The organism is Paraburkholderia sp. SUR17 (assembly GCF_029536165.1).
Lineage (GTDB): Bacteria > Pseudomonadota > Gammaproteobacteria > Burkholderiales > Burkholderiaceae > Paraburkholderia > Paraburkholderia kururiensis.
Window position 1 is genome coordinate 2,965,575 of the sequence record NZ_CP120508.1, and the last position, 19,983, is coordinate 2,985,557.

A 19,983-nucleotide genomic window follows, 5' to 3' on the forward strand; every position below is an offset into this window, starting at 1 on the left:
CGTCCACGCCCACGCCGCCCGAGCGCCTCAGCACTCAAAGCGAAGCGAGCCCCACCACCTGCACGCCGCACGACCATGACGACCCACTCCGACGCATCCCTCCCCTTCCCGCCGCTTGCCCAGCTGGCCGCCGACCTCGCCGCGGGCCGCACCACGAGCCGCGCGCTCGTCGAGAGCGCGCTCGAACGCATCGCCGACCCGGCGGGCCAGGGTTCCACCGTGTTCCTTCACGTCGATGCCGCGAGCGCCCGCGCCGCCGCGGACGCCCACGACCGCCTGCGCGCCGCCGGTACGATGCTCTCGCCGCTGGCGGGCATTCCCGTGTCGGTGAAGGACCTGTTCGACGTCGAAGGCCAGGTGACGCGCGCCGGTTCCCGCGCGCTCGCGAACGCGGCACCGGCCACGACCGACGCGGTCGCCGTGGCACGGCTCAAACGCGCAGGCGCCGTGATCGTGGGACGCACCAACATGAGCGAGTTCGCGTTCTCCGGGCTCGGGCTCAATCCGCATTACGGGCATCCGCTCTCGCCCTGGCAGCGCAACGTGAAAGGTGACGAGCGGGTGGCGGGCGGGTCGTCGTCGGGTGCGGCGGCGTCGGTCGCGGACGGCATGGCCGCCGTGGCGCTCGGCACCGACACGGGCGGCTCCATCCGCATTCCCGCCGCGCTGTGCGGCCTGACCGGCTTCAAGCCCACGGCCGCGCGCATTCCCAGACAGGGCGGCGTGCCGCTATCGACCACACTGGATTCGTTCGGGCCGATCGGCATGACCGTGGCGTGCTGCGCACTCGTGGACCGCATCCTCGCGGGACTCGAGCCGCATGTTCCGGGGGCACGCAGCATTGAAGGACTGCGGCTCGGCGTACTGACGAACTACGTGACCGATGGCGTGGAGCCTGCCGTGGCCGCAACGCTCGATACGGCGCTCAAGCACCTGGAAGCCGCGGGCGCCATCGTGAGCGAGGTGCGGTTCGCGCCGTTCGACCGGCTGCCCGAGATCAACCGCTTCGGCTTCTCGCCCATCGAGGCTTACGCGTGGCACCGTCCGCTGCTCGCCGAGCATCGCGACGCTTACGATCCGCGTGTGCTCGCTCGCATCCTGAAGGGCGAACCGGCCACGGCCGCCGACTATCTCGACCTCATGGCCGAACGCGCCGCGATGCTCGAAGCGGCGCAAACCACGCTGTGGCAGCGCTTCGACGCGGTCGTGGCGCCCACGGTGCCCATCGCGCCGCCGCGCGTGGCCGACCTCGAACACGACGACGACGCGTTCGGCCGCACCAACGCGCTCGTGTTGCGCAACCCGTCCGCGTTCAATTTCCTCGACGCCTGCGCGCTCTCGCTGCCGTGCCACGTGCGCGGCACGGCGCCGGTCGGGCTGATGCTCGCCGGCGCGCCCTGGGCGGACGACGCCCTGCTCGCCACGGGCCGCGCCGTGGAGGCGGTGCTGAGCACGATCCGCTAGACCCGGACCGGCGCCGCGGAACCGGCGAGGCGCCGCGACGACCGTCACACGCTTCGCGCTAGAATCGCGCAACGCTTCGCCCGACTTAATCCACACAATTCGCACACAATTCGCACACGATTCGCCACACGACCCGATATGAACTACAACGATGCCCTGTTGCGCCGCGAGCGCTCCCTGCTGGTCCTGCTCGGCTTCATCTGCCTTGCGCTCGTGGGCGGCGCACTCTGGCTGCAATACTTCAAGAACGAAGACCCGTGCCCGCTGTGCATCATCCAGCGCTACTTCTTCCTGCTGATCGCCGTCTTCGCGTTCCTTGGCGCGCGCTTTCGCAGTTGGGGCGGCGTGCGCGTGCTCGAAGCGCTGGCGGCACTCTCGGCGCTAGGCGGCATCATTACCGCGGTGCGCCATGTCTATGTGCAGGCTCATCCGGGCTTCAGCTGCGGCTTCGACGCACTGCAACCGCTCGTAGACAGCCTGCCGCCCGCGCACTGGCTGCCCGGCGTCTTCAAGGTGGCCGGCCTGTGCGAAACGCCGTATCCGCCGATACTCGGCCTCTCGCTGCCGGCCTGGGCGCTCGTCGGCTTTGCTCTCGCGTTCGTATCGCTCGTGTTGAGCCTGTGGGGCAATCGCGGCCGGCGCTGAAGCCGCGCGGTTGAATCGTTAGGCGCAGCGAAGCGCGGCGGTGGCGCTTGGTCTACGCGGTGTCCGCTCCTGGGTTGTGCGTTTGCCTGGTACGTTTGCCTCGCGCCTTTGCACCGCGTGTTTCGCGCCGTCTGCCCGGATCCGCGGTTGCTTCTTCGCGCCTCTGCGGCCGCTAGCCCGGCCATCTGCTCTGCAGCAGCGCCTGCCATGCGCCTCAGCGCCCCTTTGACCCACGGCCGCCGCGCAACTTCTTCCCCGTGGCCGGATCGTAAGAGGGCCATGACAGCCGGCTGATAGGCTTCATCATGCGCGGGAAATATTTCTGGCCGCGAGCAGTGCTATCTTCGAACCTGGATGGCGATCTACGTGCGCGAGGCCGGCTGCGGCAGCCCGATGCGTAACGCGCGCCCGATCCGCAATGTCTCCTGGATTCACCATGACAACGCAAACCATCCGCTTCTTCCCTCGTGGCGCGGTCCACGAAATGCACCGCGTCCCGGTCACGCGCATCGTGGCCGCGTCGCGGTGTGAAGCCGTATCGCGCCCGCACAACCGCCGGCCCACGCCCCGCGCACTTGCCACCACGAACCTGATCGATACGCGAAGATGTACTGAACGTTCGCGCGCCTTCAGGCCCTACGATTCCAGTGAAACGTAGAAACTGAAACGATCAATCCGCCGCCCGTGCGCTCCCGCAAGCGTTCGTGCGGCCCAGCTGGAGAAAGCCGGATGCATGCCTGGCTCACCGATCTGCAACACCTGCTGGCGCACGGCGACGCCGCCGTGCTGGTCACGGTCGCGCGCGTGGAAGGCTCGGTGCCGCGCGATGCCGGCACAAAAATGATCGTCACGCGCGACAGCGCGCGACACACCATCGGCGGCGGGCACCTGGAATGGAAAGCCATCGAGATCGCCCGCCAGGTGCTGCGTGACGGCATGCGCACGCCGCACGCGCGGCGGCTCGAACGTCTCGCCCTCGGCCCGAGTCTCGGGCAGTGCTGCGGCGGCTCGGTGGTGCTCGCGTTCGAACGGCTCGACATCGGCGACCTGGGCTGGCTCGCCTCGCTTGCCAAGCGGTTAGCTGCCGGCGCTTCGACCGTTCGCAGTGTATCGTTCGGTCCCGCGCCGGACGCCGTGATGCTCTCCGATCCCGAGCCCGGCGTGCACGGCTCCGACTGCCTGCTCTGGGAAGGCGCGGGCTTTGGCAACGACGGCGCGCTGCTGACCGAAACCATCGCGCCCAACGAATTCGAGGTGCTGCTGTTCGGCGCCTCGCACGTGGGCCACGCGCTCGTGCGCGTGCTCGGCACGCTGCCCTGCCGCGTGCGCTGGATCGACCGCCGCGAAGCCGCGTTCCCCACACCCGATGTCTTCGCCACCTACGGCGCGCCGAACGTCGTCATGGAGCCGGGCGACGCGCCCGACGAAGCCGTCGATACCGCGGCCGCCGGCACGTACTTCATCGTGATGACGCACGACCACGCGCGTGATCTCGTGCTCGCGGAACGCATCCTGCGCCGCGGCGATTACGCGTTCTTCGGCATGATCGGCTCGCATACGAAGCGCAAGCAGTTCGAGCATCAGCTCGCGGCGCGCGGCATCGATCCGATGCAGATTGCGCGCATGAAGTGCCCGATCGGCGTGGAAGGCATCGTCGATAAAGCGCCCGAAGTGATCGCGATCTCGGCGGCTGCGCAATTGCTGCAGGCCGTGGAAGCAAACGTGCATACGCGCGAGCCCGCGTGAATACCGCGGGGCGCGCACCCCACACGTCATTCTTTACCCCAGGCACTGAAAATAATTCGATCTCGACATGAATAGTTCCGTCCCCGCCTCTCTCGTACAAAAAGCCGCCGGCGCACCGAAAGCCGAACTGCACATCCATATCGAAGGTTCGCTCGAACCCGAGCTGATCTTTCGCCTCGCGCAGCGCAACGGCGTGAAGCTCGCGTACGACTCCATCGAGGCATTGCGCGCGGCCTACGCGTTCACGAATCTGCAATCGTTCCTCGATATCTACTACGCCGGCGCGAGCGTGCTGCTCACGGAGCAGGACTTCTACGACATGACCGCCGCCTACGTGGAGCGTGCGCTCGCCGACAACGTCGTGCATACCGAAATATTCTTCGATCCGCAGACGCACACCGAACGCGGCGTGCCGATTGCCACGGTGGTGGCCGGTATCGACCGCGCGCTCGCGGACGCGGAAAAGCGTGGCCTGTCGAGCAAGCTGATCCTCTGCTTTCTGCGCCACCTCCCGGAGGAAGACGCGCTCGCCACCTTCGACGCGGCGCTGCCGCTCTTTGAGCAGTACCGTCACCGGCTGATCGGCGTGGGCCTCGATTCGTCCGAGCGCGGTCATCCGCCGTCGAAGTTCGAGCGCGTGTTCGCGAAGGCGCGCGCCAAAGGCCTCAAGCTCGTGGCGCACGCGGGCGAGGAAGGGCCGCCTTCGTACGTGTACGAAGCGCTCGATCTGCTCAAGGTAGACCGCGTGGATCACGGTGTGCGCAGCATCGAAGACCCGGCGCTCGTGGCACGCCTCGCGGACACGCGCATCGCGCTCACGGTGTGCCCGCTTTCGAACGTGAAGCTCTGTGTGTTCGACGACATGACGAAGCACACGCTCAAAGACCTGCTCGATCGCGGCGTGGCCGTCACCGTCAACTCGGACGACCCGGCCTACTTCGGCGGCTACGTCAACGACAACTATCTCGCCACCATCGAGGCGCTGAAGCTCGACGACGCCGAGGTGTACACGATCGTGCGCAACAGCTTCGAGGCCTCGTTCGTGACGCCCGAGGAACGCGCTGCACTGATCGCGAAGCTCGACGCTTACTGGCACGGCGGGCACGGTGAGCGCGGCGGTAGCGTGGGCGCGAGCGGCTCATAACAACACAACAACAGCACACCTCTCTCTTCAGGATTCAGGAGACGTCGTACCCATGACTCAATCGGCTTACCGCGCGCAACTGCTGACCTTCACCGGCGACCCCGCGCAATCGTCCAGCGCGGCGGTATTCGACGAAGACGGCCTCGTGATCGTCGAAGACGGCCGCGTCGTGGCGGCGGGCGCGCACGCGGCGCTCGTCTCGCGGCTCGCGCCCGGCGCACAGGTGCACGAAATGCGCGACAAGCTGATCGTGCCCGGCTTCATCGACACGCACATCCACTATCCGCAAACGGACATGATCGCGTCGCCGGCGCCGGGCCTGCTGCCCTGGCTCGAGACGTACACGTTCCCCACCGAACGACGCTTCGCCGAAGAGGCCGTTGCCCGCGAGACAGCGCGCTTTTTCATCGACGAACTGCTCGCCTGCGGCACGACGACGGCGCTCGTTTACTGCACGGTGCACAAGCAGTCGGCCGATGCGTTCTTTGCCGAAAGCGAGGCGCGCAATCTGCGCATGGTGGCGGGCAAGGTGCTGATGGATCGCCACTGCCCCGAGTTCCTGCAGGACACCGCGCAATCGGGCTACGACGACAGCGCGGAACTCATCGCACGCTGGCACGGCCGCGGGCGGCAACTCTATGCGCTCACGCCGCGCTTTGCACCGACGTCCACCGAAGCGCAGCTCACGGCGTGCGGCGAGCTCGCGAAGCGCCACCCCGACGTCTTTATCCAGAGCCACGTGGCCGAGAATCTCGACGAAGTGAAGTGGGTAGCCGAGCTGTTTCCCGGTCATCGCAGCTACCTCGCCGTCTACGATCACTATGGGCTGCTGCGCCGGCGCGCCGTGTACGGCCACTGCATCCATCTCGACGACGAAGACCGTGCGCGGATGGCGCAGACCGGCTCCCTGGCATCGCACTGCCCGACGTCGAACCTTTTCCTCGGTAGCGGCCTGTTCGATTTCGAGAAGGCCGGCCAGGCGGGCATGCCCGTAGCGCTCGCCACGGACGTGGGCGGCGGCACGTCGTTCTCCATGCTTCAGACCATGAACGAGGCCCACAAGGTGGCGCGCCTCACGGGCCACCATCTCACGGCCACACGCATGTTCTGGCTCGCAACAGCGGGGGCGGCAGCGGCGCTCGACCTGGCGGACAAGGTCGGCACGCTCGCGCCTGGCGCCGAGGCGGATTTCGTCGTACTCGACCCGCAGGCGACGCCGCTGCTCGCGCGACGCACGGCACGTGCCGAGTCGCTCGAAGAACTGCTGTTCGCGTTCGCGCTGCTCGGCGACGACCGCGCGGTCTTCGCCACCTATGCCGCCGGCCAGTGCGTGCATCGGCGCGACGGACGGCGCGGGGCGGCGATCGGCGCCGGGGCCAGGCCGGCAGCGCTTCAGGCTACGCACTGACCGCTGACTTCGCTGGATTCGGTGCGGAACCGGCACGGGTAGACGAGACGAAGCACGCCTCGAAGCGGCGGGGAAGGCTGCTGGCGACGCAATTTCCGCGCCGCCCATACAGCGATTCGGGCAATTCGGGTTTTGCCGCCGCGATTGCTGCTATACTCCGCCGCTCATTGGGGAGTAGCCGCCTCGTTCCGTATCTGCGTACGCGAGCGGGGGTGTCCGTCAACAGACTTGGCCCGCGCGGCCATGGCGGACACAGCCTCTGGCCTGGCGAGACCGATGACCCACCGCCGCCGTCACAGGGCCCGGCGAGCCGTGGGTCGTCGCTCGCACACATCTCGGCCCGGGGATCATCAAAACGTGGAACAAGCCTTTCTGATTTCGACCGGTGCGGTCGCTCTCGCCGAAATCGGCGACAAGACGCAACTGCTTTCGCTCGTCCTCGCGGCACGCTACCGCAAGCCCATGCCGATCATCCTCGGCGTGCTGGCCGCCACCCTCATCAACCATGCCGGCGCGGGCGCACTCGGTGCGTGGCTCGGCACGCTCCTGACGCCTTCCGTGATGCGCTGGGCGCTCGCGCTCTCGTTCGTCGTGATGGGCCTGTGGATTCTCGTGCCCGACAAGCTCGACGAAAACGAAACCCACCTGACGCGCTCGCATCTGGGCGTGTTCGGCACCACGGTCCTCACCTTCTTTCTCGCGGAGATGGGCGACAAGACCCAGATCGCGACGGTGGCCCTTGCGGCGCGTTTCCACGACTTCTTCGGCGTGGTGGCGGGCACGACGTTCGGCATGATGATCGCCAACGTGCCGGCCATCCTGCTCGGCGACCGCTTCGCTCACCGACTGCCGACGAAGCTCGTGCACGGCATCGCCGCCGTGCTGTTCGTGGTGCTGGGCGTGCTGGCGCTGCTGGGCGTGGGGATTTGACAGGAAGGCTGTGTGGCCCGTGCCACAACGTAAGCACGCGGGCCACATAAGGCGGGCAGGCCGGATGGCCGTGCCCGCCAGCATAAGATGAAAATGACGACGGGCGCCGCTGCGGTTTGGAGCGGCGTTTTCAGCGCGCTCTTTACTGCGGATTCTTCGCCGCCGCCGGCGCGGACGCTCCTGCCGGTGCCGCAGGCCCAGCAGGCTCAACAGGCACCTCGTTCGATGCCACCCCGCCATGCCGGTCCACCGGCAGCTTCACCGTACGCACCGCGCCGTTGGACAACGGAAAATCGGCAAGCGCGCTGCGCACCAGATACGGCATCGCGCGAACCAGCGAGGGCTCGTCGCCTGCGTTGCGCGCCGTCACGTTATAGACCTCCTTGCCCGTCGCACGCTCGGTGATCCGGATGCCGAGCGAATGCGTGAATACCGCGTAGGTCTGATTCACGTAGGTGGGCGGGAACGGACCCAGCGGCCCCCACGGATCGTACGGACGCCAGAACGGTCCCGGCCACGGGTTGTAGTTGTAGTAGACCGGCTGGGCGACCGTCATCTGGTCGGTGTGACTGCCGTAGGTCAGCGCCACGAGATAACGCGCGCGGTCCACAGGCGTCTGGCGGAACGCGTACGTCTCCAGTTCGTTCGCAACCAGCCCTTCGTAGGTACGCTGTTCGATGCTGTTTTGCTGCTGTGCGGTGCGCGTGAACGCGTAGGTGCGCGTGGCGTCGCTGCCGCTCCAGTCGGAAAACGCCGTCACCTGCGTCGTCACGTAGGTCGTGCATCCCGGGAGCGTCACGGCGAGCGTGGCCAGCATCAGCAGCGCGCGGCGCGTCCATTGGTCGAACTTCATGGTCTTCCTTATTGGTGCAGATGCGGCGGTACGGGCGCCGCGGTACGGACGTTGCGGGTCAAAGCCGACGGCGGCCCGATGATACGCTGACCCGCGCCGCCCGCCAAAAGTTCGCCGTGCACGCCTTGCGCAAGGCTTTGTACAATGGCCCGACGCGCCCGCCATCCGGGCGAGAAAGGCGCAGGCCCAAGGCTCATGGCCCGCCGCCCGCTCTCCGGATGCGGCTCCCCCGTTCCTACCTCATACGCCATGTCCGATACCGCCACGCCCGCCGTCATCCGCCGCGCCGACTACGCGCCCCCCGCCTTTCTGATCGACACCGTCGCGCTCGAATTCGAGCTGGTCGCCGAACGCACTACCGTCAAGAGCACCCTGGTCGTGCGCCGCAACCCCGACGCCGCCGGTTCGTCCGGCCGCGCGCCGCATCTCGAGCTGATGGGCGAAGCGCTCGAATTCGTGAGCGCCGCGCTCGACGGCGAGGCTTACGCCGCCGTGCGCGTGCACGAACACGGGCTCACCGTGGAGAACGTGCCCGATGCGTTCGAACTCACGCTCGTCGGCATCTGCAATCCCTCGGCAAACACCACGCTCTCGGGCCTGTACGTGTCCAGCGGCAACTTCTTCACGCAGTGCGAAGCGGAAGGCTTTCGCCGCATCACGTGGTTCCTCGACCGTCCCGACGTGATGTCCACCTACACGGTCACGCTGCGCGCCGACAAGGCCGCCTACCCGGTGCTGCTCTCGAACGGCAACCTCGTGGAGGAAGGCGATCTGCCCGATGGTCGGCACTTTGCGCGCTGGGAAGATCCGTTCCGCAAGCCAAGCTACCTCTTCGCGCTGGTGGCGGGCAAGCTCGTGGCGCTCGAAGAGCGCATCCGCACGGGCTCGGGCAAGGAAAAACTGCTGCAGGTCTGGGTGGAACCGCACGACCTGCCGAAGACGCGTCACGCCATGGATTCGCTGATCCACGCCATTCGCTGGGACGAAGCGCGCTTCGGGCTCGAACTGGATCTGGACCGCTTCATGATCGTCGCCGTGGGCGACTTCAACATGGGCGCGATGGAGAACAAGGGGCTCAACATCTTCAACACGAAATACGTGCTGGCGAACCCCGAGACCGCGACGGACACCGACTTCGCCAACATCGAAGCCGTGGTGGGCCACGAGTACTTCCATAACTGGACCGGCAACCGCGTGACCTGCCGCGACTGGTTCCAGCTGAGCCTGAAGGAAGGGCTGACGGTGTTTCGCGACCAGGAGTTTTCCGCGGACATGGAAGCCGGTAGTCTGAACAACAGCGCTGATAACGGCGGCGGCGCCGCGGCGCGCGCAACGAAGCGCATCGAAGACGTGCGCGTGCTGCGTCAGATGCAGTTCGCCGAAGACGCCGGCCCGATGGCGCACCCGGTGCGCCCCGAAAGCTACGTCGAGATCAACAACTTCTACACGATGACCGTCTACGAGAAAGGCGCGGAAGTCGTGCGGATGTACCAGACGCTCTTCGGCCGCGAAGGCTTTCGCAAGGGCATGGACCTGTACTTCAAGCGGCACGACGGCCAGGCCGTGACCTGCGATGACTTCCGCCACGCAATGGCGGACGCCAACGGCCGCGACCTCGCCCAATACGAGCGCTGGTACAGCCAGGCCGGCACGCCGCGCGTGACGGTGCAAACGCGCTACGACGAAGCCTCGCGCCGCTATGTCGTGACGCTCGCCCAGGGCTACGGCGAGGCGTCGCCCGCCGCGCGCGAAACGCAAAAGGGACCGCTGCTGATTCCGTTCGCGATCGGCCTGATCGGACCGGACGGTCAAGATTTGCCGCTGCGCCTCGAGGGCGAAACGCAGGCGCGCGGCACGACGCGCGTGCTCGATCTCACCGAAACCGCGCAAACCTTCACGTTCGAGGACGTCGCCGCGAAGCCTCTGCCCTCGCTGCTGCGTAACTTCTCGGCGCCGGTGATCGTCGAGTACGACTACAGCAACGACGAACTCGCGTTCCTGCTGGCACACGACAGCGATCCGTTCAACCGCTGGGAAGCCGGCCAGCGCCTCGCCACGCGCGAGCTGCTGGCGCTCGCCGCACGCGCCGCCAGCGACGCACCGCTTACGCTCGACGACGCCGTGGTGGCCGCGTTCGGCCGCGTGCTCAACGACGAGACGCTCTCGCCCGCGTTCCGCGAGCTCGCGCTGATGCTGCCGTCGGAAGCGTATCTCGCCGAGCAGATGGCCGAGTCGAATCCGGCTGCGGTACACACGGCGCGCCAGTTCGTCCGCCGGCGCCTTGCGCAGGCGCTGAAGGCCGACTGGCTCGCCATCTACGAGCGTCACCGCACGCCGGGCGCCTATCAGGCCACGCCCGAGGCTGCGGGCCGTCGCGCGTTGAAGAATCTCGCGCTCTCGTACCTGGCGGAACTCGAAGAACCGGCCGAGGCGGTGCGCCTCGCGGGCGCGCAATACGACGCGGCGAACAACATGACGGATCGCGCCGCCGCGCTCGGCACGCTGCTCAATGCCGCGGCGACAGCAGGCGGCGCCTGGGCCGACGAGCCGCTCGACGACTTCTACCGCCGCTTCGAAAACGAGCCGCTCGTCATCGACAAGTGGTTCGCCCTGCAGGCGACGCAGCGCGGCACCAAGGCGCGGCCGGTAATCGAGACGGTGCGCACGCTGATGGCGCATCGCGCGTTCAACCTCAAGAACCCGAATCGCGCGCGCTCGCTGATTTTCAGCTTCTGCTCGGGCAACCCGGCGCAGTTCCACGCGCCCGACGGCTCCGGCTACGCGTTCTGGGCCGAGCAGGTGATTGCCCTCGACGCGCTCAACCCGCAAGTCGCGGCGCGCCTTGCCCGTGCGCTCGAACTGTGGCGCCGCTTCACGCCCGCGCTGCGCGAGAAGATGCGCGCTGCGCTCGAGAAAGTAGCAGCGCAGGCGAAGTCGCGCGACGTGCGCGAGATCGTAGAGAAAGCCCTCGCCTGAGGTTGTGAAGCTCTGAGGCTTTGAAGCGAGAGCGGCCCGCGGCGGCATGCGTGTATTCGTGCCCGCATGCGTCGCTGCTGCGGGCCGCAGTCCTGACGTCGGCCTCGACGTCGGTCGCGCCCGTGGCCTCGCCGTTACCCGTGATGCATCGAAGGGCAGACGCTGAGGCCACAGCGCGTCATGCGACGGCGGCTGGCATCGAACCGAAGCCGCGCACGTTCGGGCTCACGGTGGCCATCCACCTGCCGATTGCAAGCCGACGCTGCATCGCCACGTTGCCGGGCGCGAAAGAAGTGCCAAGCCCGGCGGAGGTGAGCGGTTAGAATTCGGGGTATTCACTGGCATCCCCGGAGCACAGCAATGTCCTTGCAACGTCGTACCACTCTCACGAAGTACCTGATCGAGCAGCAGCGGGAGAACAACAATCTGCCCGCCGACCTGCGCCTGTTGATCGAAGTCGTCGCGCGGGCCTGCAAGGCGATCAGCTATCACGTCAGCAAAGGCGCGCTGGGCGACGCGCTCGGCTCGGCCGGCAGCGAGAACGTGCAGGGCGAGGTGCAGAAGAAGCTCGACATCCTCTCCAACGAAATTCTGCTCGACGCCAATGAATGGGGCGGCAACCTGGCCGCGATGGCGTCCGAGGAAATGGAGACGTTCTTCCCGATTCCGGCCAACTATCCGAAGGGCGAGTACCTGCTGGTGTTCGATCCGCTCGACGGCTCGTCGAACATCGACGTGAACGTGTCGATCGGCACGATCTTCTCCGTACTGCGCTGCCCGGACGGTCAACTGGCTACGGAGCAGTCGTTCCTCCAGCCCGGCACGCGCCAGGTTGCGGCGGGCTACGCGGTGTACGGTCCGCAGACCGTGCTGGTGCTCACCACGGGCAACGGCGTGAACTGCTTCACGCTGGACCGCGAGCTCGGTTCCTGGGTGCTCACGCAGAGCGACATGCGCATCCCGGTGGAAACGCGCGAATACGCGATCAACGCGTCGAACGCGCGCCATTGGTACGAGCCGGTGCAACGCTACATCGGTGAGCTGAACGCCGGTAGCGAAGGCCCGCGGCAACACGACTTCAATATGCGCTGGATCGCCTCGATGGTGTCCGACGTGCATCGCATCCTGAACCGGGGCGGCGTCTTCATGTACCCCGCGGACAAGCGCACGCCCGACCGTCCCGGCAAACTACGCCTGATGTACGAAGCGAACCCCATGGCGTTCATCGTCGAACAGGCCGGCGGCGCGGCCACCAACGGCGAACAGCGCATTCTCGACATCCAGCCGACGAGCCTGCACGAGCGCGTGGCCGTGTTCCTCGGGTCGAAGAACGAGGTGGATCGCGTGACGCGCTATCACCTCGAAGCAAAAAAGTGAGCAGGGGTCTTGCCAAGCCAATGAAGAAGTCCCTATAATCGCGTTTCTCCTGATGCCGGAATAGCTCAGACGGTAGAGCAGCGCATTCGTAATGCGAAGGTCGGGGGTTCGATTCCTCTTTCCGGCACCAAGCATCATTCGAGAAACCCGCATCGTCGAAAGACCATGCGGGTTTTTCATTTGCGCGGCCGCTCGGCCGCGCGCCTCTCCCCAGCAGCATCCTCACTTACACAGTCTGCGCACAACGCCCCGACCTGTTCTGCTTCACCCGCCTCGTCTGCCCCATTGCCAAGCGTTTCGCTTCAGTCTGAGCCATTTCCCAAGACAGGCGATTTATCTCTAGCAAAATGATTTAAACCGGTTTAACGAATGTGCGCGATAAAGGCCCCGCTCGCACGTTCATTCCTTCGCGCAGCCGGAACAGACCATTTCAGGCGCGAAGCGTCAACGCAACACGCAGATCAGTCGTTGAGAAAGAACGGCCGGCAGGAAGGTCGATGAGGCTGACCCACAAACGGGCGCGGCCACGCCGAGGAAGAGAGGAAGAAGTGACCGACTCGCTCATCAACTGACGGAAGTAAGTGCCGGGTACCGAACAGTGCCGATGAACGCGACGTGATGAATTAGACGCAACCAGAAAATTTTATTCCCAATGCTTTAAATACTGCGGCCTTGTGCCGTTAAAGCAACAAAAGCGCAGCCAGAAACATTGCGCCGCGCCGGGTCACTGGCGCAAACGAAGAGCCGAGGCTGATAATCGGCCTATACAGGAGAAAGATCATGGATGCCAAACCGCCGACGATTCCGACCCCGGACAAGGTGTTCAGCCCGGATCCGGAGCCCGCAGGCGTCGAGTTCCTCGGGGCTGAGTTGCCTGAACACGTACGCGCTTTTTTCGAAGAGCAACGCAAGGCGCACGAACCGAAATGACGCGACGGCTGAAGGCCATTCCGCGCGACGCTGCACCAATGATGCGGCGGGTGTTTTTACGCGCGCGCATCGCCAATCGCGCGGCGGCCTTCCACGCCGCCTGACCGCACTCGCCTGACGGTTTTCCTCCTGCCTGGGAAGGGATGCCCCTACGCAGTACCAGCCTTAACCAGGGTTGCCGGCGTCGCCAACACCTGCGCGGCACATCGTCTATCCTGCGATTTTTCCGCTTCGGCCCTCCGCGGGCCCTTTCCCGATGACGTTCTCCTTTCGCCTCGCCGCGTCTTCCGTCGTGGTCGCGCTCATCGCGACATTCGCCCTCCCTCGAACCGTCCATGCGGACGGCGACGATACGGCCCTCACCAACCTGATTGCTCTCGCCTCCGAACGGCTGTCGCTTGCCGAGCCGGTTGCACGGTGGAAGTGGGCCCATCATCAATCGATCACTGATGCACCGCGAGAAGCCGCCTTGCTCGCCGATGTCGAAAAACGGGCCACGGCAGCAAACGTCGATCCCGCCTACGCACGCGCGTTCTTTCAGGATCAGATCGAAGCCAGCAAGATCGTGCAAAACGCGTTGTTCGAGAACTGGCGGGCGACGCGCCCGCCCGAGGGCCCGGCGCCCGATCTGGCAACCAGCACTCGGCCCCGGCTCGATCAGCTAACACAGTCGCTCATTGCCGGCCTTGCGCGCGTTCAGCCGGTGCGGAGTGCGTCGGATTGTCCGACGCGCGTCGCCCGCGGCATCGCCAACTGGAAATCGCTCACGCGGTACGACGCGGCGCGCGCTGAAGCGCTCACAAAGGCGCTCCAGCACGTATGCGCGTCGGGCGGCGTGGGCGGCGTCGCCTGAGACGACTCAGACAGCCGCGCTCATCTGTTCGCCGGCTGTCGCGAGCCCCGCGAGCGGAAGCGCTCGCAGGCCGCGAGCGAGGTGAGTCTGGAGAATTCGGTAAGTGGGAAGCTCGAACGCCCCTGGAGCAGCTGCAGCGGCAAGCGCGGCCGCCTCGTCCAGCGAAGGTGCGTGCCCGATGTAGCGCCAGCGGTCGACCACGTGGAAGGCGCGCACGTCCCCGGCCGCGTCTTGCTCTTCGAATGCCACCGCGCTGTCGAACGGCCACGGCGCGTCGACGGGGTCGTTTTTTGAAACGCGCGGCACGCGGTTGAACGCGGGCCGCAGACTGCCGATCCACTGAGCCTCGACCAGCAGCGCACCCAATTCGCCGCCGGTTGCGCGCCATTCGACGCGGCGTACCTGCTGCGCCATGCGCAATTCGCGGGACGATCGTCGTTCGCCGGAAAGATGTGCGCGAATACGCTGGCGCACCCGCACACTGCGTCCGACGTAGAGCGGCTCGCCCGCTTCGCCGTAAAACACGTACGCTCCGCATCCGGCCGGCGCGCGCTCGATCAGGTCGTCCGTAATTTCGCCCGCGAGCCGATAGCGTCGTGTCGTGCGGTCAATCTGCATGCGCAGGGTGTCCGCCGGCACGAGCGTGTGAAGGCGGCCCCAGAACTGCCAGAGCAGATCGGCGTCCGCTAGCGCGCGGTGCCGATCCGCCGGCACAAGCGCATGCCGCTCGACGAGTGCATCGAGCCCATGGCGCTTTTCAGCCGGAAACAGCGCGCGCGACAGGCGAACCGTGCACAGTACGTCGGGATTGAACGCCAGGCCGACCCGCTGGAACTCCGCCCGCAGAAATCCGCGATCGAAACTGGCGTTGTGGGCGACGAACAGCTTGCCCGCAAGCCGTTCGAAGAGCGATGGCGCAATGTCCTCGAAGGTGGGCGCACCGCGAACCATGGCGTCGCTGATGCCCGTGAGTTGCTGAATGAACGCGGGGATGGGCCGGGCGGGATCGACGAGCGTGCTCCAGCGCGTCACACCACCCGCCCCGACCTCCACTACGCCAACCTCGGTGATGCGATCGACCCCAACCGAACCCCCGGTTGTCTCGAGGTCGACGAAAACGATGGGCAGATCGATGACGGGAACGGACGGCGAAGAGAGTTCGGACATGGCAAATGTTACGGTGGAGCGCGCGGCGTGGGCCAAAGTATGCACCAGTTCGTGGTGCAACATAACGGAGTCAGCGGTCTACGCGGATATTGCATGTACCGTCTGGGACGCTTTTTTAACGCGCGCGAGTTCCAATACCGGTCGATAAGGTGGCGTCTTCGTCAACACGCGATGCGCACAATTTAGGTGGACCGTAATGCGGCCACATTACCCAGACGGCCGATACTCCATTCAACGGGCGCGATTATCTCCGGGTTAACCCGATTATTCGAATACGCAGCCTGGCGACATTCAATGGCGAATTTGAATCGACATTGCTGTCAAGTAAAAATAAAAAGCCCCGGTTGAGATGCCGGGGCTCGACGACACTTTGGCGCCACAGGGGCGCGCGGACTTACAGCGGCTGGATGTTCGCCGCCTGCTTGCCCTTCGGGCCGACCTTGACGTCGAACGAGACGCGCTGGTTCTCCTTCAGCGATTTGAAGCCGTCGGCGCGGATCTCCGAAAAGTGCGCGAACAGATCTTCACCGCCTGCGTCCGACGTGATGAAGCCAAACCCCTTAGCATCGTTGAACCATTTGACGATACCGGTTTCCATGTTGCAGTTTCCCTCAAAATTTTAAAAAAGCGGGCCAAGCCCATACGCCGAAAAACGAAGCGGTATTCCGTCATCGCGGAAAGAGTGCGGTGAATGTTCCACAGACCGGTCGCACGTCGAAAATCAGCCATGCTTTTATAATGGCGGTCCAATGAAGCGTCAAGAGAATTTTAGAGAATAGATTCGCACCCGGCAGAACAGAGGCAACATGCATAAAACGAGTGCGAAAAAACTGCCATCCGGCAGCATCCAACGGACGCAAATCAGCATTAATTACGCATTTGGCGAACAGGGCAGGAAATACTTGCCGATTTGTAACAAAACATGTCAATCGTAAGTGTTTCCACCGGTTGTTCGGCGCCTCCCTTCAACTCAACATGGGAGCTATTAATTGCGCCTTACTCAGGGAGAGGGCCATGCTGCTGAGCAAACTCTTTCATCTCGCCGCATCACTTGTTCGGCCCGTCGCGTCCACACCATCGTCGTCAGCCCTGCTGGACTCTACATGGCATGGCGACCACTGGCAGAACTTGCTGTCAGCCCCTATGGACGCACGCCACTACGTCATGGAAGATTGGAGCGTCGTTGCGGCATTTCAGCCGGAGCCGACTGGAATATTGGCCAAGCAATAGGGCCGTAGGCCACGCGATAGTAAAGGCCAAAAAAAAGCGCGGCGGAAGCCGCGCTGACAAAGGTTTGGAGATCTTTTTCGTCAACGAAAAAGTCTGCTTCGAAAAGCAGTGGCGCCAGTATAACTGGCCGCACTAGAACCAATTAACAGCACACTACACAACCATCTATTCCTCATACTGCAACAATCTGATTTTTACCAATTTTTGCATTGTTGCTTCCTCCTGAGTTGTGTCGTAATCGCACAACGCCTCGCAATTGACACGCTGTCGCCCAGACGGCGAATCAACCTCAAAGCCTTTTCCAGCAAGGCATCCAGTCACATTTCGACATAATTTCTCGCAGAGTAATACTTTATTGCGGAAATCGGAATGCGCCGGGACGAGGCGCCTCTCTACACTTTGCCTGTCCGGAAACCGGCGCGCTCGCTTGTCTGCGCGCTTTCACGTGAATTCCGCCTCTCGCAGCGCTCGCGTGATGGGTTTCCTTCAAGCCTGGGTTCCACAAAACCCATCCTGTACTCGGAGTTTACAAAGATGAAAAAGACTCTCATGGTCGCTGCCCTGTCGGGCGTTTTTGCTACGGCAGCTCACGCACAGAGCAGCGTTACGCTGTATGGCCTGATTGACGCCGGTATCACGTACACGAACAACCAGCATGGCCACGCCGCCTGGCAAGAAACCAGCGGGTCGATCAACGGCAGCCGCTGGGGCCTGCGTGGTGCGGAAGACCTGGGTGGCGGCCTGAAGGCTATCTTCACGTTGGAAAACGGCTTCGGCATCAACAACGGCACGTTCAAGCAAGGTGGTCGTGAGTTCGGCCGTCAAGCCTTCGTGGGTCTGGCGAGTGATCAATTCGGCGCCGTCACGCTGGGTCGCCAGTATGACAGCATGGTCGACTTCGTCGGCCCGCTGGCGCTGACCGGCACGCAATACGGCGGCACGCAGTTCGCGCACCCGTTCGACAACGACAACCTGAACAACTCGTTCCGCGTCAGCAACTCGATCAAGTACACGAGCACGAACTACGCTGGCTTCAAGTTCGGCGGCCTGTATGGCTTCTCGAACCAGGCTGGCGGCTTCTCGAACAACCGTGCATACAGCGCCGGTGGTTCGTACTCGTGGAACGGCCTGAACGTCGGCGCCGCTTTCCTGCAACTGAACAACGCCGGTACGGGTAATGCCGGCGGCGCAGTGTCGGATGACTTCACGTTCGGCGCCAAGCGCCAGCAAACGTGGGGCGCAGGCGCGAACTACACGTTCGGCCCGGCAACCGCAGGTATCGTGTACACGCAGACCAACCTGACGGGCCTCAACAGCATCTCGTCGGCAGCTTCGGGCTTCTCGAGCGGCATCACGGGCTTCGGTGGCAACAGCGCGCACTTCCAGAACTTCGAAGGCAACGTTCGTTACGCTCTGACCCCGGCACTGAGCCTGGCTGGCGCATACACGTACACGCGCGCAAGCCTCGGCGGTGTCCACGCTCACTGGAACCAGGTCAACCTGCAGACGGACTACGCGCTGTCCAAGCGTACCGACGTCTACCTGCAAGGCGTGTATCAGACTGTGAACGAAGGTTCGGGCCTGACTGCCAACATCAACGGCCTGGGCGCTGCTTCGAGCACGAACAACCAGGTCGCTGTGACGGCGGGTCTGCGTCACCGCTTCTAAAGCGACAGGTAGCACTGCAGCATGAAAAGGCGCCGCTTGCGGCGCCTTTTTTCGTTTCACCGCGCCGCAAAGAGCGACATCCTGCAAGTCTCGGCGAACGTCTGAAGACGCTTATTGCCGCGGCGGGTATTTCACGTCGAGCACATCGATGGGCTCTGGTCCCGCCGGCGTGTGCAGCGTCACCTGCTCTCCAATGCGCGCCTTGAGCAACGCCCTCGCCACGGGCGAAATCCAGCTCACGTGACCGCGATCCAGGTCGACCTCGTCGATACCGACGATGGTTACGGTATGCTCCTCGCCGTCCTGCGTCGCGTAATCCACCGTCGCCCCGAAAAAAACCTGATCGAGATTCTCCTGACGGCTCGCATCCACGACCTCGGCAAGATCCAGGCGCTTGGTCAGGAAGCGGATGCGCCGGTCGATCTCCCGCAGGCGGCGCTTGCCGTAGATGTAATCGCCGTTTTCTGACCGGTCGCCGTTCGACGCCGCCCACGACACGAGTTTTACGACATCTGGCCGTTCTTCGTCGATGAGATGCAGCAGTTCGCTGCGCATGCGCTCGTAACCCGCTGGCGTGATGTAGTTTTTGGCACCTGCCGGGATTTCGGCCTGGGCGACGTCGAGATCGTCGTCACTGTCCTCACTCGACTCTTTAACGAAGGCTTTGTTCATAATCCGCAACCGCAATAGACATCGTTCCCAAGGTTACACGAACGCCCGGACGATACAAACCGCGTCGAGACGCTTCCCTTTTTCCGCAGCTTTGCTATAATTTCGCTTCTGCGTGCGGCTGTAGCTCAGTTGGATAGAGTACTTGGCTACGAACCAAGGGGTCGTGGGTTCGAATCCTGCCAGCCGCGCCACCTTTTTCAAGGGCCTTCTACCTGAAGGCCCTTTCGTTTCACACTGCATCACCGCAGTACCCGGTTTGCGTGCGGCTGTAGCTCAGTTGGATAGAGTACTTGGCTACGAACCAAGGGGTCGTGGGTTCGAATCCTGCCAGCCGCGCCACCTATGAAGGGCCTTCCATCGGAAGGCCCTTTTTCTTTGGCTCCATCCGCGAATACCGCACTCCGGGCGCCCAGCCACGGCTTATCAGGGCCGCGGGGCCGATCCGATATCGCCGATATGCATGTCCGGCCTCGGCGTGTCTTCCACCGACCACAGCGCACTTTGCTCGGCAATCGGCTCTGCTCGCGGCCCGATGAGCGCCTGCGCCTGCCGCATCACATCACCCACGGTATCGCCAAAGCGGCTCGCCACGAACGCGCGGAGCAGCGCGATGCGAAACGATTCGCCCCGCCCTTCCACCGTCCGATGGCTACCCTCGAACTGCGCCACGCAATGAGCGGAGCCTCGTTGATGGGCAGGCTCCTGCACTTCGAGCCGCTGCGTGCGTTCAAGCACCACCGACGCAGCATCCCAAGACGTGGACGGCGTGAAGCGGCCATCCCACGGGCGGCCACGGTCCGTGCCGCGAACGGCGACCGTGTTGCCGCTATCGGTGAAATGGATTTCCCGCACGAAGTCATGCAGGCTGCGGGCGACCCAGTAATCGAGCGCCACGCCTGTCAAGTCAGCTACCTTCATCA

At 64.5% G+C, this 19,983-nt stretch carries 17 protein-coding genes, 3 tRNA genes and 1 riboswitch; of the genes, 15 read left to right on the forward strand and 5 right to left on the reverse strand.

The annotated features are described in order from the left end of the window. Positions 1 to 75 precede the first annotated feature (75 nt). From P2869_RS13095 to P2869_RS13120, 6 genes are all read left to right on the forward strand, one after another. Positions 76 to 1,464: an amidase gene (locus tag P2869_RS13095; RefSeq protein ID WP_277596714.1), complete on the forward strand. Its 1,389-nt coding sequence runs from the start codon at positions 76 to 78 to the stop codon at positions 1,462 to 1,464. Positions 1,465 to 1,602: 138 nt separating this feature from the next. Beyond that, on the forward strand, positions 1,603 to 2,109 hold the full coding sequence (locus tag P2869_RS13100) for a disulfide bond formation protein B (protein ID WP_017774558.1): 507 nt from the start codon (positions 1,603 to 1,605) through the stop codon (positions 2,107 to 2,109). A gap of 729 nt (positions 2,110 to 2,838) precedes the next feature. Continuing rightward, positions 2,839 to 3,855 (forward strand): xanthine dehydrogenase accessory protein XdhC, encoded by a 1,017-nt coding sequence (gene xdhC / locus P2869_RS13105; protein WP_277596715.1) that lies wholly within the window; start codon positions 2,839 to 2,841, stop codon positions 3,853 to 3,855. Positions 3,856 to 3,922: 67 nt separating this feature from the next. Continuing rightward, positions 3,923 to 4,999 (forward strand): adenosine deaminase, encoded by a 1,077-nt coding sequence (locus P2869_RS13110; RefSeq protein WP_277596716.1) that lies wholly within the window; start codon positions 3,923 to 3,925, stop codon positions 4,997 to 4,999. Between the two features lie 52 nt (positions 5,000 to 5,051). Beyond that, positions 5,052 to 6,407: a guanine deaminase gene (gene guaD, locus P2869_RS13115; RefSeq protein ID WP_277596717.1), complete on the forward strand. Its 1,356-nt coding sequence runs from the start codon at positions 5,052 to 5,054 to the stop codon at positions 6,405 to 6,407. A gap of 157 nt (positions 6,408 to 6,564) precedes the next feature. Beyond that, a riboswitch (yybP-ykoY riboswitch) is annotated at positions 6,565 to 6,708 on the forward strand. 56 nt (positions 6,709 to 6,764) lie between these two features. After that, positions 6,765 to 7,337 (forward strand): TMEM165/GDT1 family protein, encoded by a 573-nt coding sequence (locus tag P2869_RS13120; protein WP_017774554.1) that lies wholly within the window; start codon positions 6,765 to 6,767, stop codon positions 7,335 to 7,337. Between the two features lie 142 nt (positions 7,338 to 7,479). On the opposite strand, the gene P2869_RS13125 is transcribed toward P2869_RS13120, so the two are convergent. Further along, complete coding sequence (locus P2869_RS13125) at positions 7,480 to 8,190, reverse strand: DUF4136 domain-containing protein (protein ID WP_277596718.1); 711 nt, start codon at positions 8,188 to 8,190, stop codon at positions 7,480 to 7,482. Positions 8,191 to 8,439: 249 nt separating this feature from the next. On the opposite strand from P2869_RS13125, the gene pepN reads away from it, so the two are divergent. The 5 genes from pepN (at position 8,440) to P2869_RS13150 (ending at position 14,326) form a co-directional block, all read left to right on the forward strand. Further along, positions 8,440 to 11,166, forward strand: a complete 2,727-nt coding sequence (gene pepN, locus P2869_RS13130; RefSeq protein ID WP_277596719.1) for an aminopeptidase N — start codon at positions 8,440 to 8,442, stop codon at positions 11,164 to 11,166. 360 nt (positions 11,167 to 11,526) lie between these two features. Further along, entirely contained in the window at positions 11,527 to 12,543 is a 1,017-nt protein-coding gene (locus P2869_RS13135) for a class 1 fructose-bisphosphatase (RefSeq protein ID WP_017774550.1), read from the forward strand. A gap of 54 nt (positions 12,544 to 12,597) precedes the next feature. Next, positions 12,598 to 12,673, forward strand: a tRNA-Thr gene (locus tag P2869_RS13140). 650 nt (positions 12,674 to 13,323) lie between these two features. Continuing rightward, the gene (locus P2869_RS13145; RefSeq protein WP_017774549.1) at positions 13,324 to 13,473 is read left to right on the forward strand and encodes a hypothetical protein; all 150 of its coding nucleotides are present in this window, start codon (positions 13,324 to 13,326) and stop codon (positions 13,471 to 13,473) included. 292 nt (positions 13,474 to 13,765) lie between these two features. Beyond that, the gene (locus tag P2869_RS13150) at positions 13,766 to 14,326 is read left to right on the forward strand and encodes a chorismate mutase (RefSeq protein WP_051062014.1); all 561 of its coding nucleotides are present in this window, start codon (positions 13,766 to 13,768) and stop codon (positions 14,324 to 14,326) included. Positions 14,327 to 14,332: 6 nt separating this feature from the next. Here P2869_RS13150 and P2869_RS13155 read toward each other — a convergent pair whose 3' ends face one another. Both P2869_RS13155 and P2869_RS13160 read right to left on the reverse strand, forming a co-directional pair. After that, positions 14,333 to 15,493, reverse strand: coding sequence for an exonuclease domain-containing protein (locus tag P2869_RS13155; RefSeq protein ID WP_277596720.1), 1,161 nt, complete (start codon positions 15,491 to 15,493; stop codon positions 14,333 to 14,335). A 394-nt stretch (positions 15,494 to 15,887) separates the two neighbouring features. Beyond that, a complete protein-coding gene (locus P2869_RS13160) occupies positions 15,888 to 16,091 on the reverse strand; it encodes a cold-shock protein (protein ID WP_017774545.1) in 204 nt (67 codons plus the stop codon). Between the two features lie 416 nt (positions 16,092 to 16,507). Here P2869_RS13160 and P2869_RS13165 point away from each other — a divergent pair, with 416 nt between their 5' ends. Both P2869_RS13165 and P2869_RS13170 read left to right on the forward strand, forming a co-directional pair. Next, on the forward strand, positions 16,508 to 16,723 hold the full coding sequence (locus P2869_RS13165; RefSeq protein ID WP_081601801.1) for a hypothetical protein: 216 nt from the start codon (positions 16,508 to 16,510) through the stop codon (positions 16,721 to 16,723). Between the two features lie 534 nt (positions 16,724 to 17,257). Further along, positions 17,258 to 18,391, forward strand: coding sequence for a porin (locus tag P2869_RS13170; protein WP_114810167.1), 1,134 nt, complete (start codon positions 17,258 to 17,260; stop codon positions 18,389 to 18,391). Between the two features lie 111 nt (positions 18,392 to 18,502). On the opposite strand, the gene greB is transcribed toward P2869_RS13170, so the two are convergent. Next, positions 18,503 to 19,063, reverse strand: a complete 561-nt coding sequence (greB, locus tag P2869_RS13175; protein WP_017774543.1) for a transcription elongation factor GreB — start codon at positions 19,061 to 19,063, stop codon at positions 18,503 to 18,505. 114 nt (positions 19,064 to 19,177) lie between these two features. Here greB and P2869_RS13180 point away from each other — a divergent pair. Then, positions 19,178 to 19,254, forward strand: a tRNA-Arg gene (locus P2869_RS13180). Between the two features lie 71 nt (positions 19,255 to 19,325). Continuing rightward, positions 19,326 to 19,402 (forward strand) — tRNA-Arg (locus tag P2869_RS13185). 84 nt (positions 19,403 to 19,486) lie between these two features. On the opposite strand, the gene P2869_RS13190 is transcribed toward P2869_RS13185, so the two are convergent. Further along, complete coding sequence (locus P2869_RS13190) at positions 19,487 to 19,981, reverse strand: phage protein NinX family protein (protein ID WP_026121381.1); 495 nt, start codon at positions 19,979 to 19,981, stop codon at positions 19,487 to 19,489. Positions 19,982 to 19,983 lie beyond the last annotated feature (2 nt).

Coding starts and splice junctions, on each gene's coding strand:
- P2869_RS13095 (WP_277596714.1), top strand. CDS start 76: ATGACGACCCACTCCGACGCATCCCTCCCCTTCCCGCCGCTTGCCCAG.
- P2869_RS13100 (WP_017774558.1), top strand. CDS start 1,603: ATGAACTACAACGATGCCCTGTTGCGCCGCGAGCGCTCCCTGCTGGTC.
- xdhC (WP_277596715.1), top strand. CDS start 2,839: ATGCATGCCTGGCTCACCGATCTGCAACACCTGCTGGCGCACGGCGAC.
- P2869_RS13110 (WP_277596716.1), top strand. CDS start 3,923: ATGAATAGTTCCGTCCCCGCCTCTCTCGTACAAAAAGCCGCCGGCGCA.
- guaD (WP_277596717.1), top strand. CDS start 5,052: ATGACTCAATCGGCTTACCGCGCGCAACTGCTGACCTTCACCGGCGAC.
- P2869_RS13125 (WP_277596718.1), bottom strand. CDS start 8,190: ATGAAGTTCGACCAATGGACGCGCCGCGCGCTGCTGATGCTGGCCACG.
- pepN (WP_277596719.1), top strand. CDS start 8,440: ATGTCCGATACCGCCACGCCCGCCGTCATCCGCCGCGCCGACTACGCG.
- P2869_RS13135 (WP_017774550.1), top strand. CDS start 11,527: ATGTCCTTGCAACGTCGTACCACTCTCACGAAGTACCTGATCGAGCAG.
- P2869_RS13145 (WP_017774549.1), top strand. CDS start 13,324: ATGGATGCCAAACCGCCGACGATTCCGACCCCGGACAAGGTGTTCAGC.
- P2869_RS13155 (WP_277596720.1), bottom strand. CDS start 15,493: ATGTCCGAACTCTCTTCGCCGTCCGTTCCCGTCATCGATCTGCCCATC.
- P2869_RS13160 (WP_017774545.1), bottom strand. CDS start 16,091: ATGGAAACCGGTATCGTCAAATGGTTCAACGATGCTAAGGGGTTTGGC.
- P2869_RS13165 (WP_081601801.1), top strand. CDS start 16,508: ATGCTGCTGAGCAAACTCTTTCATCTCGCCGCATCACTTGTTCGGCCC.
- P2869_RS13170 (WP_114810167.1), top strand. CDS start 17,258: ATGAAAAAGACTCTCATGGTCGCTGCCCTGTCGGGCGTTTTTGCTACG.
- greB (WP_017774543.1), bottom strand. CDS start 19,063: ATGAACAAAGCCTTCGTTAAAGAGTCGAGTGAGGACAGTGACGACGAT.
- P2869_RS13190 (WP_026121381.1), bottom strand. CDS start 19,981: ATGAAGGTAGCTGACTTGACAGGCGTGGCGCTCGATTACTGGGTCGCC.